At 68.3% G+C, this 14692-nt stretch carries 14 protein-coding genes; 6 read left to right on the plus strand and 8 right to left on the minus strand.

Annotation, left to right across the window (positions count from 1 at the left end):
• Positions 1-25 precede the first annotated feature (25 nt).
• Both recG and BKA16_RS18255 read right to left on the minus strand, forming a co-directional pair.
• Entirely contained in the window at positions 26-2290 is a 2265-nt protein-coding gene (gene recG / locus BKA16_RS18250) for an ATP-dependent DNA helicase RecG (RefSeq protein ID WP_382425434.1), read from the minus strand.
• Positions 2287-3927 carry a DAK2 domain-containing protein gene (locus tag BKA16_RS18255; RefSeq protein WP_183372011.1) on the minus strand — a complete coding sequence of 547 codons (1641 nt, stop codon included), beginning with the start codon at positions 3925-3927 and terminating at the stop codon, positions 2287-2289. The genes recG and BKA16_RS18255 overlap by 4 nt, the downstream gene beginning before the upstream one ends.
• Positions 3928-4135: 208 nt before the next feature.
• On the opposite strand from BKA16_RS18255, the gene rpmB reads away from it, so the two are divergent.
• Positions 4136-4324, plus strand: coding sequence for a 50S ribosomal protein L28 (gene rpmB, locus BKA16_RS18260; RefSeq protein ID WP_183372012.1), 189 nt, complete (start codon positions 4136-4138; stop codon positions 4322-4324).
• A 122-nt stretch (positions 4325-4446) separates the two neighbouring features.
• Positions 4447-5241 (plus strand): enoyl-CoA hydratase/isomerase family protein, encoded by a 795-nt coding sequence (locus tag BKA16_RS18265; RefSeq protein WP_183372013.1) that lies wholly within the window; start codon positions 4447-4449, stop codon positions 5239-5241.
• A 158-nt stretch (positions 5242-5399) separates the two neighbouring features.
• On the opposite strand, the gene BKA16_RS18270 is transcribed toward BKA16_RS18265, so the two are convergent.
• The 3 genes from BKA16_RS18270 to thiL form a co-directional block, all read right to left on the minus strand.
• Entirely contained in the window at positions 5400-6077 is a 678-nt protein-coding gene (locus BKA16_RS18270) for a uracil-DNA glycosylase (protein WP_183372014.1), read from the minus strand.
• Positions 6074-6598, minus strand: a complete 525-nt coding sequence (locus BKA16_RS18275) for a gamma carbonic anhydrase family protein (protein ID WP_183372015.1) — start codon at positions 6596-6598, stop codon at positions 6074-6076. Before BKA16_RS18275 ends, BKA16_RS18270 begins: the two co-directional genes overlap by 4 nt.
• A 142-nt stretch (positions 6599-6740) precedes the next feature.
• Positions 6741-7706, minus strand: a complete 966-nt coding sequence (gene thiL / locus BKA16_RS18280; protein WP_183372016.1) for a thiamine-phosphate kinase — start codon at positions 7704-7706, stop codon at positions 6741-6743.
• A gap of 55 nt (positions 7707-7761) precedes the next feature.
• On the opposite strand from thiL, the gene BKA16_RS18285 reads away from it, so the two are divergent.
• Positions 7762-8301 carry a DUF3515 domain-containing protein gene (locus BKA16_RS18285; RefSeq protein ID WP_183372017.1) on the plus strand — a complete coding sequence of 180 codons (540 nt, stop codon included), beginning with the start codon at positions 7762-7764 and terminating at the stop codon, positions 8299-8301.
• Positions 8302-8309: 8 nt separating this feature from the next.
• Here the strand turns inward: BKA16_RS18285 and BKA16_RS18290 are convergent, their stop codons facing one another.
• Positions 8310-9320 (minus strand): NAD(P)H-dependent glycerol-3-phosphate dehydrogenase, encoded by a 1011-nt coding sequence (locus BKA16_RS18290; RefSeq protein ID WP_183372018.1) that lies wholly within the window; start codon positions 9318-9320, stop codon positions 8310-8312.
• A gap of 137 nt (positions 9321-9457) precedes the next feature.
• Here BKA16_RS18290 and cofC point away from each other — a divergent pair, with 137 nt between their 5' ends.
• The 3 genes from cofC to BKA16_RS18305 are packed head-to-tail and all read left to right on the plus strand — an operon-like array spanning position 9458 to position 13247.
• The gene (gene cofC, locus BKA16_RS18295; protein ID WP_246371816.1) at positions 9458-10153 is read left to right on the plus strand and encodes a 2-phospho-L-lactate guanylyltransferase; all 696 of its coding nucleotides are present in this window, start codon (positions 9458-9460) and stop codon (positions 10151-10153) included.
• A gap of 4 nt (positions 10154-10157) precedes the next feature.
• Positions 10158-12338 carry an RNA degradosome polyphosphate kinase gene (locus tag BKA16_RS18300; protein ID WP_183372020.1) on the plus strand — a complete coding sequence of 727 codons (2181 nt, stop codon included), beginning with the start codon at positions 10158-10160 and terminating at the stop codon, positions 12336-12338.
• 3 nt (positions 12339-12341) lie between these two features.
• Complete coding sequence (locus BKA16_RS18305; protein ID WP_183372021.1) at positions 12342-13247, plus strand: NUDIX hydrolase; 906 nt, start codon at positions 12342-12344, stop codon at positions 13245-13247.
• Positions 13248-13257: 10 nt separating this feature from the next.
• On the opposite strand, the gene BKA16_RS18310 is transcribed toward BKA16_RS18305, so the two are convergent.
• Together BKA16_RS18310 and leuD are read right to left on the minus strand one after the other, a co-directional pair.
• Positions 13258-13905 carry an HU family DNA-binding protein gene (locus BKA16_RS18310; RefSeq protein ID WP_183372022.1) on the minus strand — a complete coding sequence of 216 codons (648 nt, stop codon included), beginning with the start codon at positions 13903-13905 and terminating at the stop codon, positions 13258-13260.
• A gap of 171 nt (positions 13906-14076) precedes the next feature.
• A complete protein-coding gene (gene leuD / locus BKA16_RS18315; protein WP_183372023.1) occupies positions 14077-14664 on the minus strand; it encodes a 3-isopropylmalate dehydratase small subunit in 588 nt (195 codons plus the stop codon).
• Positions 14665-14692: the final 28 nt, after the last annotated feature.

Genomic DNA, 14692 nt, shown 5'->3' on the forward strand with positions numbered 1-14692 from the left:
CTGGAAAGAGCTCGGCCGACGGGAGTCAGCTCTTCTCCAAGTACTCCGCCCGGGTCGGCAGAAGGATCGCGCGGACCAGGTCGGCGAGCTCCGGATGGTCGGCGAGTTCCCTGTCCGACTCGACGATCGACTCGGACAGTTCGCGGGCGTCGGCGATCACCTCAGCGTCCTCGATCAACGACAGAAAGCTCAACGACGACTTGCCGCCGGACTGCAGTGAGCCGAGGACGTCGCCCTCGCGGCGCTGCTGCAGATCCACCATCGCCAGCTCGAAACCGTCGGTAGAGGCTTCGACCGCCTTCAACCGCTCCATCGACGACGACAGTTCGTGCGCCGACGTCAGCAGCAGGCACAGACCGGCGTGCTGTCCGCGTCCGACGCGGCCGCGCAGCTGATGCAGCTGGCTCACGCCGAATCGCTCGGCGTTGACGATGGCCATCGTGGTCGCATTCGGCACGTCCACACCGACCTCGATGACCGTGGTCGCCACCAGCACGTCCACGTCGCCGCGCGTGAACGCGTCCATGACCGCGTTCTTGTCGTCGGGATGCATTCGACCGTGAAGCACCTCGATGCGACGATCGGCCAGCGGCCCGGTCTCGAGCATCTCGGCCTGTTGGAGGACCGAGACCGTATCGTCCTCCTTCTCCGGCTCGTCCTTCTTCTTGGCCGACTTCTTCGCGGCCTTCTTGTTCGACTCCTCGTCGCCGATCCGGGTGCACACCACGTACACCTGGCGGCCGGCGTCGATCTCCTCCGCGGCGCGCTCCCACACGCGGTGAACCCACTTGGGCTTGGTCATCGGGACCACGGTGGTCGTGATCGGCCGGCGTCCGCGCGGCAGCTCGGTCATCACCGACGTGTCCAGATCTCCGAAGGTCGTCATGGCGACGGTGCGTGGGATAGGGGTCGCCGTCATCACCAGGAAGTGCGGGCGCTGATCGTCGCGTCCCTTGTTGCGCAGCACATCTCGCTGCTCCACACCGAAGCGGTGCTGCTCGTCGACGACAACCATGCCCAGATCGAAGAACTCGACGTTCTCCTCCAGCAGAGCGTGCGTGCCGATGACGATGCCCGACTCGCCGGTCACCGCGTCGAGGAGGGTCTGACGTTTGGCCGCGGTGCCGAGCGATCCGGTGAGCAGGCCGACGCGGGTCGCACCGTCGGCAGCTCCGAGCTCACCTCCCCGCGCGAGGTCGCCGAGCATCGTCATCACGGTCCGATAGTGCTGGGCGGCAAGGACTTCGGTGGGCGCCAGAATCGCGCACTGATGACCGTTGTCGACCACGCGCAGCATCGCGAGCAGAGACACCAGGGTCTTTCCCGAGCCGACCTCGCCCTGCAGCAGCCGATTCATCGGATGCTCGACGGCGAGGTCGTCACCGATCTCGCCGAGCACGGTCTTCTGCCCGTCGGTCAGCTGGAACGGCAACGTCGCGAGGAGTCGATCCTCCAAACCGCCCGGGACGTGCGGGCAGGAGAGGGAGAGTTCGGCCCCGAGGTCCGCGCGACGCTGCGCCAACGCGGTCTGCACCGCGAGCGCCTCGTCGAACTTGAGGCGCGTCTTGGCCTGTTCGATCGACTCGAGGGACTCGGGCAGGTGCACATCCCGGATCGCCTCGTCGCTGGTGATGAATCCGCGTGCGGTGCGCTGCGACTCGGTGAGCGGATCGGCGGCCGGGACGGTGTCGGCGAGGACTTGCCGGACCGCGCGCCAGATCTCCCAGGTCTGCACGTCCCGGGTCGCCGGATATATGGGGATGATCGAGCGACCGAAGTGCTCGACGTCGTCGGCGGTGCCGGTGAGCACTTCTTCGCCCTCAGGCGCGTCGGCGAGGAGTTCGGACATCATGGACGTCCCGTGCACGTCCATCCCGTCGTCGGGCAGAACCAGCCAGTCCGGATGCGACAGCTGAATCCGGTCCTGGAAGTACTTCACCTTGCCCGCGAGGGCCACCCGGACCCCGGTCACCAGGACGCGTTTGATGTATCTCGCGTTGAAGAAGCTCGCCTCGTACCGCATCTGGCCGTCACTGACGACCACCTTGAGGAACTGACCGTACCGCTTGCGCATCTGAATCATCTGCGCCTTCTCGACGCGCCCGATGACCGTGATCCACTCGTCCGGCTCGGGTCGTTCGGTCGGCGACACCTGTCCCTGTCTGATGTACCGGCGCGGCACGTAGCGCAGCAGTTCGCCGACCGTGGTCAGCTCCAGACCGGCGAGCTTGGCGAGCAGCTTCTCATCGATCGTCGACTCGGTCAGCGGCGAGGACGTCGTCAGCATCATTCGACCCCGACCTGCAGCAGATGCGAGGTCTGGCCGGCCTCGTGCAGTTCGAGTTCTATGCCCTGGTGATGGGCGTGGATATGCGACTCGATCGCCTCCCGCGCCTGCACGGTCAGGTCGCGTCCGGCCAGCACGGTCACCATCTCGCCGCCGGTCGAGAGCATCAGATCCAGGAGCGCCGTCGCGGCCTGTGCCTGTTCTTTCGCGATCACCAGCACATCCGAACCGATCAGTCCGAGGGTGTCGCCGATCTCCGAAGTGCCCGCGAGCGTCATGATCTTCGACATCGACCGCACCAACGATCCCCACCGCGTCGCCGCGGCGGCCTCGGCCATCGCGAACGCGTCCACGTCGGGTTCGGCACCCGGATCGTGCACGGCCAACGCGGACAGACACTGCACCATGGACAGTGTCGGCAGAAATACGACCGAACGCTGAGTCGAGCGGGTCTGCGCGCCCACGGCCACCAGGTCCTGCGAGGACATCATCCCGTTGCCCATGACGACGACGTGCCCGCTGTCGGTGGCCCTGATGGCCGCGCCCAGTGTCGACGGATGCACGCCGTGATCGGCGCGGACCACCGACGCACCGGCCGCGGTGAACAACTCCTCGGCGCCGTCGCCCGTGACGAGCGCGACGACGGCTCGCCTGAACCGCGGCGGCGGCTCGTTCGCTCCGGGAGCCGCTTTCAGCGCGTCGAGAACGAAACAACTGATCCGGATGTCGCGCAGTGCGCCCAGGGCGAGCCCTGCCTCGACGGCGGCGCCTGGCGTGTCGGTGTGCACGTGGACCGAGAACTGTTCGGATCCGGCCGAGCTGTCGCCGACTATGACCACCGAGTCGCCGAGTTCGCCGAGCCGGTGTCGAAGCCCCGCGATCTGCGCGCCGTCGGCACCGTCGAGCAGGTACATCACCTCGAAGTCGGTGTCGCCGTCGGCGGAGCAGTCGGACTGCAGACCGCCCGGACCGCTCATCGAGCCGCGATAGGCGCGACGTTTGTTCGCGACGCCGGTCACCACCGACACGAGCGCATCGGCCATCACCAGGAAACCGCGGGCGCCCGCGTCGACGACGCCGGCCTGCGCGAGTTCGGGCAGTTGCTCGGTGGTGAGGTCGAGTGCTTCGGCCGACGCCTCGGCGACAGCGCGGACAAGATCCGCGGGCGACTCGACGACGTGCGCCGATGCGGTCTGCGCGGCGACCGCCAAGAGGGTCAGGACCGTCCCCTCCCTGGGTTCGCTCACGGCGCGACGAGCCGACAGGGCAGCGAGTCGCAGCCCGTTGGTGCACAGTCGATTGAAACCCGGATCGTTCTCGGCGACGGCGAGGTCGGCGGCGTCGGCCAGTCCGACGAACAGTTGGGCCAGGATGATCCCCGAGTTTCCGCGCGCCGAGGCCACGGCGGCATCGGCAAGGGTGCGGGTGACCGCTTGGAGATCGGCGTCGACGGGCAGTGCGTCGAACGCGGCCACGGCGCCGGCCATCGTGTTGGCCATGTTGCTGCCCGTGTCGGAGTCGGGGATCGGAAACACGTTGAGGTCGTTGATCTCGGCGCGCGAGGCGGCGAGCCCGTCGGCGCAGGCCTGCGCCCAGTCGCGGATGAACTGCGGATTCACCGCGGTGCCGCTGTACGCCATTCGCTCACCCCTCGCCCGAGTCACCCGATCGTGTCAGAGATTACCGTCGGTATCCGACAGCGACGAACCGCGCTCGGATCGGACCGGACCCGATTTGGCTGCCGGGCCGGTCCCGGTTACTCTTATCGGGTTGCCTGTCGTCTGCGAGGGAACCCTCACGCGACGACAGGCGAAGAGACCAGACCATTTTCTACCAAGGGAGTTCGTTATGGCTGCCGTTTGTGACGTTTGCGGCAAGGGCCCCGGATTCGGCAAGTCGGTCTCGCACTCGCACCGGCGCACCAACCGCCGCTGGAACCCGAACATCCAGTCTGTGCGTGTCGAGGTCGCCCCGGGCAACAAGAAGCGTAAGAACGTGTGCACCTCCTGCCTGAAGGCCGGTAAGGCCGCCGTCTGAGGTGTTCGACGCAATACCAGTCTTTCTCGAAGATCGCCGTCCGGGTTTCGCCGGACGGCGATTTTCTTGTTCGGGACACGCCTCCCGCACACCACCGAGCGTCCGCTCGGTAAGCTCCGTGCATGACTACCTCCCCCAGTGATCTGATCACGCTCGACGACGGCGTCCTCACCCTCCCGATCTCCACCGCCGACAACGGCACCGCCCTCGACCACGGGCTGGTCCTCGCCGGAGTCGCCGAGCTCGGCCGCACCGTCCGCGGACACGTCGACGCGGGTGCGATCCTCTTGACGTCGACGGGTAAGAACTTCTGTGCCGGCGGAAACGTCGGCGCCTTCGCATCCGCACCCGACCGCGCCGAGTACCTGCGCGGACTCGCCGACGACCTGCATCGGATGATCGGACTGATGTACGAGACCGGCCTGCCGGTCGTCGCCGCCGTCAACGGATGGGCCGCGGGCGCGGGCATGAGCATGGTGCTCCACGCCGACATCGCGATCGGCGGCGCCAAGACCCGGATGCGCCCGGCCTATCCGGGCATCGGCCTCTCCCCCGACGGCGGCATGTCGTGGATGCTGCCCCGCGCCGTCGGACCGGCCCGCGCGCGGCACATCATCATGACCGATCAGATCATCGACTCGGCGCGAGCCCTCGAACTCGGACTGCTGTCGGAGGTCGTGGACGACGACGCCGTCGCCGACACCGCTCGCGCCACCGCGACGAAGCTCGCGGCGGGCCCCCGGGGTTCGATGGCGGCGATCCGGCGTCTGGTGCACGATTCGGCCGGACGATCGCTCACCGACCACCTGACCGCCGAAGCCGTGTCGATCTCGACTCTGTCGGCCAGTGCCGAGGGCGTCGAGGGCGTCGACGCGTTCATGGCCAAGCGCGCGGCCGACTTCGGCTCGGTGCGGTAGGCGCCGTCCTCACGTCGGTCGGGCCGACGTTCCACGTCGGTCGAGCGGAGTCCAGACCCGCTCGGCCGACGGCGAGGCTCGACTCCACCCGACCAGCAGGATTCGACCGGCAGCACTCGACGAGCAGGGCCCGACCGGCACGGGTCGGCGCCTGGCGCCTACGGCAGTTTCCACTCCACGGGATCGCCGCCCAGGTCGAGCAGTTCCTCGTTGGCGCGGCTGAACGGCTTGGAGCCGAAGAAGCCGCGAGAAGCCGACAGCGGCGACGGATGCACGGATTCGATGGTCGGCACATCGGGGAGCCATTCGGCGAGCCTGCGCGCATCGTTCCCCCACAGGATGGCGACGAGCGGTTCGTCCCGGTCGGCGAGTGCCTTGATCGCGCACTCGGTGACGATCTCCCAGCCCTTGTTCCGATGCGAGGCGGGTTCACCCGGCATCACCGTCAGCACTCGATTCAGCAGGAGCACCCCCTGCTGCGCCCACGGGGTGAGGTCGCCGCTGGACGGCATCGGCAGACCGAGGTCGTCGCAGTACTCGGTGTAGATGTTCTGCAGCGATCGGGGAATCGGTCGGACATCGGGCGCCACCGAGAAGCTCAGACCGACGGCGTGCCCCGGCGTCGGATACGGATCCTGTCCGACGATCAGCACCTTCACCTCGTCGAACGGTTGAGTGAAGGCACGGAGCACGTTCGCGCCGGCGGGCAGGTAGCGGCGTCCGGCGGTGTTCTCCTCGCGGAGGAAGTCGCCCATGGCGGCGATCTGCTCCTCGACGGGCGCGAGCGCCCGCGCCCACCCCGGATCGAGCAGCTCGTGCAGCGGTTTCGGGCTCATCCGTCGATCCTCCGCAGGTTCTCGCGATAGTACTGGGCGTTGTTGTAGTACAGGTCGGTGTTCGACGCCAGATGGCCGTCGGGAACCACGTACCCCGCACGGACCTTCGCGGGCACGCCGAGCGCCATCGAACGCTCCGGCACCGTCGACTTGTAGGCGAGCACGGCACCGGCACCGATGATCGATCCGGCGCCGACCGTCGAACCGTTGAGCACCACCGAACCCGAGGCGATGAGGCACTCGTCGCCGATCTCGGCGCCCTCGATGTGCGCGTTGTGCCCGACCACGCAGCCGGCCCCGATCACGGTCGGCTCGGTGAACGTGCAGTGGATGACGGTGCCGTCCTGGATGTTGGTGCGAGCGCCGATCGTGATGGTCCCGTAGTCGCCACGGAGGACGGCGCCGGGCCACACCGAGACTCCGTCGCCGAGAGTGACGTCGCCGATCACCGTCGCGTCCGGATGGATGAAGACATTCACTCCGAGAGTCGGCTCACGATCGCCGAGTGCGTAGACAGCCATGGACGTCATCTTCTCACTGCGGGTCGCCGGGTCCGAAACCACGCTCGGCGTCGGCGACCCATTCCGCGGTCCGGGAGCGGACGGGCCCCTGGTCGGCGAAGGACTCGGACGGCTCCGTCGGGCGGATCCGTCCGTGGCGTGATCAGGTCGTACTGAACGACTGCCAGCCACGGAGCGATCCGACCGGTTCGCCGTCGACATAGGCGCCCGCCCCGTCGCTCACCGTCCCGATCCGCGTCCAACCGTCGGGCATCGCGTCCGAGAACGCGGCGAGCAGCACGTGATCCTCGCCGCCCGCGAGCGCCCACCGCACCGGATCCACTCCGAGATCGCGTCCCACCTCGTCGAGGTCGGTCGCGCGCGGCACCGCCGCCGAACTCACGTCCAGACGCACCCCGGACGACGCCGACATGGTCACGAGTTCTTCGACGAGACCATCGGACACATCCGTCATCGCCGTCGCACCGACGCGCGCCGCTTTCGGCCCCTGACGCGGATCGGGTTGTGGGAGGCGGAATCCGGCGACAACCGACGGATGCCGGTCGAGCAACGACGGATCCGCGCCGTGGTCGATCGCCGACAGCAGGGCCAGCCCCCCGGCCGCGCCGCCGAGAGGCCCGCTGACCGCGAGCACGTCACCGGCCCGGGCACCGGCGAGCGTCACCGGCGCGACGTCGTCGAGTACCCCCATCGACGTCACCGTGATGACCATCGCGGGCGAGGACACGAGGTCGCCGCCGAGGACGCGGGCCCCGTAGGAGTGGGTCTGGGCGACGATGCCCGCATTGACCTCGAGCAGTCGGTCGACCGGCGTCTCGGGCGGGCAGCCCAACGACACCGTCACCCCGGTGAGCCGGCCGCCCATCGCGGCGATGTCGGCGGCGCTCTGCACGACGGTGCGCGCACCGATCTGTTCGGGTGAGGACCAGTCGAACCGGAAGTGTCGGCCCGACACGGCGGTGTCGGTGCTGACCACCACCGGTCCCGTCGCGGTGAACACCGCGGCGTCGTCGCCGGAACCGATCACCACATCGTCTGCGGTCGACGTCGCGGCCTCGGTGAACATCGCGATCAGGCGGCGTTCGCCGATCTCACTGACTGTCTGCACCGATCCGATGCTACTGGGGCCGGATCACACCGCGGTGATGTCTATGCTGGCTGGCATGGCCGACTCCCCCGACGACCCGCGCTCCCCGCTGAGCCCGGCGCTGATCGCGACCCTCGTCGCGGTCCCGGTGATGGTGATCGCGGTGTTCATCGTGTTCGCCGCCGTCAAGTACTCCAATCGACCCGACACCGAGCCGATCCCGGTGGACGGGTACTCGACGGCGCAGGGCGACGGCGCCGGCGAGTGCCCGGCGTTCGTCGACGCACTCCCCGACACACTCGGCGACTACACCGGCAAGTCCGTCGACGGCGACACGGTCCGCTGGACCAAGTCCGATTCCGAGCCGATCGTCGTCCGCTGCGGGGTGAGCCGCCCAGACGAACTCGCGCCGACGAGCTCACTGCAGGTGATCGACCCGATCCAGTGGTTCATGACCGACACCGTCGAGGGACGCGGACAGGCGTATGTCAGCGTCGATCATCGACCCTATATCGCGATGTGGGTTCCACAGGGGTCGGGCAATGCGCCGATCACCGACGTGTCCGCACTCATCGCGCAGAAGCTGACCCGGGCACCGCTCGACTTCGGGAAGTAGGACGCCGATCAGTTCGGTCCGTACACCTCGGGCTTGGTCGACCGACCGAGCAGGCTGGCGACCATGTCCTCGACGCTCATGTCCTCGTGGCAGAGCTTGTACACCGCCTCGGTGAGCGGCATCTCGACGCCGTGCCGCTGCGCGAGGGCGCGCACCGACCGACACGACTTGACGCCCTCGGCGACCTGACCGTTCGTGGCGGCCTGCGCCTGCTCCAGGTTCGCCCCTTCGCCCAGTCGCGCGCCGAACGTCCGATTCCTCGACAGCGGCGACGAGCACGTCGCGACCAGGTCGCCGATGCCCGCGAGCCCGGCGAGCGTGGTGATGTCGGCTCCCAGCGCCGCGCCGAGCCGAATGGTCTCGGCGAGGCCGCGGGTGATGATCGTGGCGAGGGTGTTCTGACCGTATCCGAGACCCGATGCGACACCGCACGCCAGCGCTATGACGTTCTTGGCGGCACCGCCGATCTCGCACCCGATGACGTCGGTGTTGGTGTACGGACGGAAGTAGCCGGTCGCGAACGCCTCCTGGACGCGGACGGCCTGCGCTTCGTCGACGCAGGCGATGACCGTCGCCGCGGGCTGGCCCTCGGCCACTTCGCGGGCCAGGTTCGGTCCGGACAGGACTGCGATCTGCTCGGCCGGGAACCCGGTGACCTCGGCGATGACCTCGCTCATCCGCTTGCCGCTGCTGACCTCGACTCCTTTGGCCAGTGACAGCAGGATCGCGTCGGGCGGCAGATCGTCGAGCCAGTGGGTGAGGTTGTCACGCAGCGACTGCGACGGGACCGCGCAGACGACGAGCTCGCGACCGGCGAGTGCCTCGGCGGACGAGCTGACCGCGCGGAGGGCGTCGGGGAGCGTGATGCCCGGCAGATAGTCGCCGTTCTCATGACCGGTGTCGATCTGTTCGGCGAGTTCGGGGCGACGGGCCCACATCACCACGTCGTTCCCGGCGTCCGCCAGAACCTTCGCCACCGCGGTCCCCCACGAGCCGGACCCCATCACCACTGCACGCACACGCGACTCCTCAAGCCGATCCACACCAGAGTGCGTCCACTGTAAGCCATCTCCCGCGGCTCGTCGGCGAATCGTTCACCGGAGGAGAATCGACCCGGTGGTCCACGGTCGGCGGGCTGTGCTGCACCATGGTGACCATGCCCTCTCTCGCGGCCTCGGACTGCGCCGTCGTCCTGGCGGTGAAGTCGCTGGCGGCCGCGAAGAGCCGCCTGGCGCCGCTTCCGGCGACCACCGATCGCGGCGCACTCGTCGCCGCGATGCTCGTCGACACCCTCGCCGCCGTCCGCGGCGCCGGGATCGACGAGGTGCTCGTGGTGAGCCCGGACCCGCTGGTACACGCGTTGACCGCCGAGGCGGGCGCTCATCCGGTACCCGAACCCGAACCGCAGCCCCGGCTCTCCTCGCTCAACGCCGCCCTCGCGCACGGTGCCCGAGCGGCGACGCACAGCACGGTCGCGTACCTGCAGGCCGATCTGCCCGCACTGCGCGGCGAGTCGCTCGTCGCCGCCCTCGACGCGGCGCGGTGCGCCGGGGACTCCGCGGCCTTCGTCGCCGACCGAGCGGGCTCCGGCACGGTACTGCTCGTCGCGGGCCCGGACTTCGTGCCGCGGTTCGGCGTGGGGTCGGCGGAGGCCCACCGCGCGGCGGGCGCCGTCGAACTCGATCCTCCGGGCGACCGGTGGCCGGATCTGCGAACCGACATCGACACGCCCGCCGACCTCGTCGCCGCCGTCCACCTGGGCGTCGGCGCACGCACCGGGGCGGTCCTCGACGGCCGAACCGGCGCCGCCTCCGGTTCGGCAGGACAGCGGCGCGCGAATACGGCACAATGAACCGGTGAGTACCGCCGACGACATCGAGACCGCCACCCTGACCGCGCTGCCGTCAGCCCTCCCCGCCGAGACCGTGACCCCGGACGTCGACGCCGATCTTCCCGAGGACCGCTACCTCAACCGCGAACTGAGTTGGCTCGACTTCAACTCGCGGGTCCTGGCACTCGCCGAGGACCAGTCGATGCCGATCCTGGAACGGACCAAGTTCCTGGCCATCTTCGCCTCGAACCTCGACGAGTTCTTCATGGTCCGCGTCGCGGGCCTCAAGCGCCGCGACGAGACCGGGCTGTCGGTGCGTTCGGCGGACGGCCGGTCGCCCCGTGAACAGCTGCAGATGATCGCATCCCGATCACGCAAGATCGCCGGTCGGCACGCGCGTGTGTTCCTGGACTCGGTGGTGCCCGCCCTGGCCGCCGAAGACATCCACATCGTCGAGTGGGACGAGTTGACCCAGACTCAGCAGTCACGGCTGCGCCAGCACTTCCACAACGAGTTGTTCCCGGTGCTGACCCCGCTGGCCGTCGACCCGGCACACCCGTTCCCCTACATCTCGGGCCTGAGTCTGAACCTGGCCGTCACGGTGCGTGACCGGGCCGAGGGCAGCGAGCACTTCGCCCGCGTCAAGGTCCCCGACAACGTCAACCGCTTCATCCGTGTCGACACGATCGACGACACCGATCGTGACGAGGACACCCGACCTGCGCCGACGCTGTTCCTGCCGCTGGAGAATCTGATCGCGGCCAACCTGTCCGAGCTGTTCCCGGGCATGGAGATCGTCGACCACCACCTGTTCCGCGTCACGCGCAACGCCGACTTCGAGGTCGACGAGGATCGCGATGAGGATCTGCTCAAGGCGCTCGAACGCGAGCTCGCCCGTCGGCGTTTCGGGTCGCCGGTCCGCCTCGAGGTGGGCGACGACATGACTGAGCACATGCTCGAGATGCTCCTGCGCGAACTCGACGTCGACCCGGTCGACGTGGTCCAGATCCCCGGCCTGCTGGATCTGACCGCGCTCTGGCAGGTGTACGGACTCGACCGTCCGGCGCTCAAGGAGCGTCCGTTCGTCCCCAAGACGCATCCGGCGTTCGGCGAGCGGGAGACGCCCAAGAGCATCTTCTCGACGCTGCGCGACGGCGACGTCCTGGTCCAGCATCCGTACGACTCGTTCTCCACGAGCGTGCAGCGATTCATCGAGCAGGCCGCGGCCGATCCGCAGGTCCTGGCGATCAAGCAGACGCTGTACCGCACCTCGGGCGACTCGCCGATCGTCAACGCCCTGATCGACGCCGCCGCAGCGGGCAAGCAGGTCGTCGCGCTGGTCGAACTGAAGGCTCGGTTCGACGAGCAGGCCAACATCAAGTGGGCCCGCAAGCTCGAGCAGGCGGGCGTCCACGTGGTGTACGGCCTGGTGGGTCTCAAGACGCACTGCAAGACGTGTCTGGTGGTGCGTCGCGAGGGATCGACGATTCGTCGCTACTGCCACATCGGCACCGGCAACTACAATCCCAAGACCGCGCGTCTCTACGAGGATGTGGGTCTGTTCACGGCCGCGCCGGAGGTCGGCGCCGATCTGACCGACCTGTTCAACACGCTGACCGGGTACTCCCGTAAACAGGAGTACCGCAACCTGCTGGTCGCCCCGGCCGGCATCCGCAAGGGCATCGTCGAACGGATCGAGGGCGAGATCCTGGCCAAGGCCAACGGCGACACCCGGGCCCGGGTTCAGGTGAAGGCGAACGCCCTCGTCGACGAGAAGGTCATCGACGCCCTGTACCGCGCCTCGCAGGCCGGTGTGCCGGTCGACGTGATGGTCCGCGGAATCTGCGCGCTCAAGCCCGGGATCCCGGGGCTGAGCGAGAACATCGTGGTGCGATCGATTCTCGGTCAGTTCCTCGAGCACTCGCGCATTCTGCACTTCGGCGCACAGGACGAGTACTGGATCGGCAGTGCCGATATGATGCACCGCAACCTGGACCGCCGCGTCGAAGTGATGGTGCAGGTCCGCGATCAGCGTCTGGTCGCCGATCTGCAGGACATCTTCGATTCGGCGATGGATCCGCGCACCCGCTGCTGGGAGCTCCGCGCCGAAGGGCGGTGGGAGGCGCGTCCCGCTGCCGGCGAAGAGGTGCGCGACCACCAGCGTCGGATGGCGCAGCGCTCTCGCCACCACTTCGAGTCGAAGTAGGCCATGGGTTCGTCGAACGGCAAGGTGGTCTGGGCCGCGGGCGGTGTGGTGTGGCGTCCTGGGGCATCGGGTGTCGAGGTCGCCCTGGTGCACCGCCCTCGCTACGACGACTGGTCACTGCCCAAGGGCAAGGCCGAGCCGGGCGAACTGTTGGTGACGACGGCGGCTCGGGAGATCGTGGAGGAGACCGGCTACGAGGTCCGGATGGGCCACGAACTCCTGACCGTGCAGTACCGGCTGTCCTCGGGTGCGCTGAAGAAGGTCGCGTACTGGTCGGCGGCGGTGACCGGCGGGTCGTTCGTCGCCAATCACGAGTGCGACGAGTCGATCTGGTCGACGGTGTCCGCCGCCATCGATCGGGTCAGCTATTCGGCAGATCGAAAGGTGTTGCGCACGTTCGCATCCCAACCGGTCGACGATCTACGGACCATGGTGATGGTGCGTCACGCGAAGGCCGGACGTCGGTCTCGCTTCGTCGGCGACGACCGTGACCGACCGTTGGAGTCCGACGGTCGTCGGCAGGCGGCCGCGCTGACCGATCTGCTCGGGTTGTTCGGCGTGCATCGTCTGCACGCGGCGGACCGTCGTCGTTGCGTGCAGACGCTCGAACCGCTCGCCGACGCGTTGCGGACCGAGATCGAGGTGGAGGAGTCGCTGACGGAGGAGGCTTATGCCGCCGATCCGGACGCCGCATTCGCACGTCTGCAGGCGATCGCGGACCGTTCCGGTCCGGTGCGGGCCGTGTGCAGTCAGGGCAAGGTGATCCCGCCGGTGCTGACGCGGTGGGCCGACCGCGACGGAGTCGCCATGCCCGCGTCGAGCAATCGCAAGGGCAGCGTCTGGATCCTGACTCTGCGCGGGACGACGCTGGTCGCTCTCGACCACATCCCCAGCCCGCTCGCGGGCTGAGGACCGGCGCTCATTTCTTGGGAGCTGCCTTCTTCGCGGCTGCCTTGCCCGCGGTCTTCTTGGCCGCTGTCGTCTTCTTGGCCGCAGTCGTCTTCGCGGCCGTCGTCTTCTTGGCTGTCGTCTTCTTCGCCGCGGTCGTCTTTGCGGCCGTCGCCTTCGTCGCCGCAGTCCTCTTCGCCGTGGCCTTCGTCGCCGTGGTCTTCTTCGCGGTGGTCTTCTTCGCCGCTGTCTTCGTGGCCGGAGTCTTCGTGGCCGGAGTCGCCTTAGCCGCCGTCCTCTTCGCGGCGGTCTTCTTGGCCGGAGCCTTCGCCGCGGCCTTCTTCGCGGGAGCCGATTCCGGGGAGGCCCGCTTCACCGCGGGCTGACCGTCCGTGATCTCCTGGTCGCCGGCGATGATCGCCTTGAACTGAGCGCCCGGCCGGAAGGACGGCACCGCGGTCGCGTCGACCTTCACCGTCTCGCCGGTGCGCGGATTGCGCGCGACACGAGCGGCACGCTGTCGCTTCTCGAAGACGCCGAACCCGGTGATCGTGACGCTCTCCCCGGCGTGCACGGCACGCACGATCGTGTCGATGAGGTGTTCGACGGCGGCGTTCGCCGTCTTTCGGTCGGAGTCGAGGCGCTGTGTCAGTTCCTCGACGAGTTCTGCCTTGTTCATTCAAACCTCCGCGGATCACGCCGACTCGGCTGGCCAGCTATGTTCACACGGTAGAGGAAATCATGTCGCGTATCACAGCGACTCGGCGAAAACACACGGACCGGGTAACGCCGAACACCCGCCGCGACACGCAGATTCGGTGTAACGGCGGGTGCGCAGGCGTGGGCCCGCTCAGACGGTGACGGGTTTGAACGCCGGCCGACGCCCCTCGTACGCGGTGATGGCGTCGACCTCGCGCAGGGTGAGGCCGATGTCGTCGAGCCCCTCCATGAGCCGCCAGCGGGTGTAATCGTCCACCTGGATCGGCACGACGAGGTCGCCCGCCGTGGCGGTCATGTCCTCCAGGCTCACCGTCACCTCGAGGCCCGGCTCGGCGTCGAGTCGCTTCCACAGCAGTTCGATGTCGGACTGCTCGACCTGCGCGGCCACCAGCCCGGCCTTGCCCGCGTTGCCGCGGAAGATGTCGGCGAAGCGCGCCGACAGGACCGCGCGGAAACCGAAGTCCATGAGCGCCCAGACGGCGTGCTCGCGCGACGACCCGGTGCCGAAATCCGGTCCGGCGACCAGGACCGACCCGTTGCTCCACGGCTCGTTGTTGAGGATGAAGTCGGGGTCGCCGCGCCAAGCGGCGAACAGTCCGTCCTCGAAACCGGTACGGGTGACCCGCTTGAGGTAGACCGCCGGGATGATCTGGTCGGTGTCGACGTTGCTGCGCTGCAACGGAACTCCGACGCCGGTGTGCGTGGTGAAGGCTTCCATGTCAGTTCTTCTCTCTCAGCTCGTCGGG

This window comes from Gordonia humi (assembly GCF_014197435.1).
Classification (GTDB): Bacteria; Actinomycetota; Actinomycetes; order Mycobacteriales; family Mycobacteriaceae; genus Gordonia; species Gordonia humi.

Coding starts and splice junctions, on each gene's coding strand:
- BKA16_RS18305 (WP_183372021.1), top strand. CDS start 12,342: ATGGGTTCGTCGAACGGCAAGGTGGTCTGGGCCGCGGGCGGTGTGGTG.
- BKA16_RS18270 (WP_183372014.1), bottom strand. CDS start 6,077: ATGAGCCCGAAACCGCTGCACGAGCTGCTCGATCCGGGGTGGGCGCGG.
- BKA16_RS18285 (WP_183372017.1), top strand. CDS start 7,762: ATGGCCGACTCCCCCGACGACCCGCGCTCCCCGCTGAGCCCGGCGCTG.
- BKA16_RS18310 (WP_183372022.1), bottom strand. CDS start 13,905: ATGAACAAGGCAGAACTCGTCGAGGAACTGACACAGCGCCTCGACTCC.
- BKA16_RS18275 (WP_183372015.1), bottom strand. CDS start 6,598: ATGGCTGTCTACGCACTCGGCGATCGTGAGCCGACTCTCGGAGTGAAT.
- recG (WP_382425434.1), bottom strand. CDS start 2,290: ATGATGCTGACGACGTCCTCGCCGCTGACCGAGTCGACGATCGATGAG.
- BKA16_RS18255 (WP_183372011.1), bottom strand. CDS start 3,927: ATGGCGTACAGCGGCACCGCGGTGAATCCGCAGTTCATCCGCGACTGG.
- rpmB (WP_183372012.1), top strand. CDS start 4,136: ATGGCTGCCGTTTGTGACGTTTGCGGCAAGGGCCCCGGATTCGGCAAG.
- BKA16_RS18265 (WP_183372013.1), top strand. CDS start 4,447: ATGACTACCTCCCCCAGTGATCTGATCACGCTCGACGACGGCGTCCTC.
- leuD (WP_183372023.1), bottom strand. CDS start 14,664: ATGGAAGCCTTCACCACGCACACCGGCGTCGGAGTTCCGTTGCAGCGC.
- cofC (WP_246371816.1), top strand. CDS start 9,458: ATGCCCTCTCTCGCGGCCTCGGACTGCGCCGTCGTCCTGGCGGTGAAG.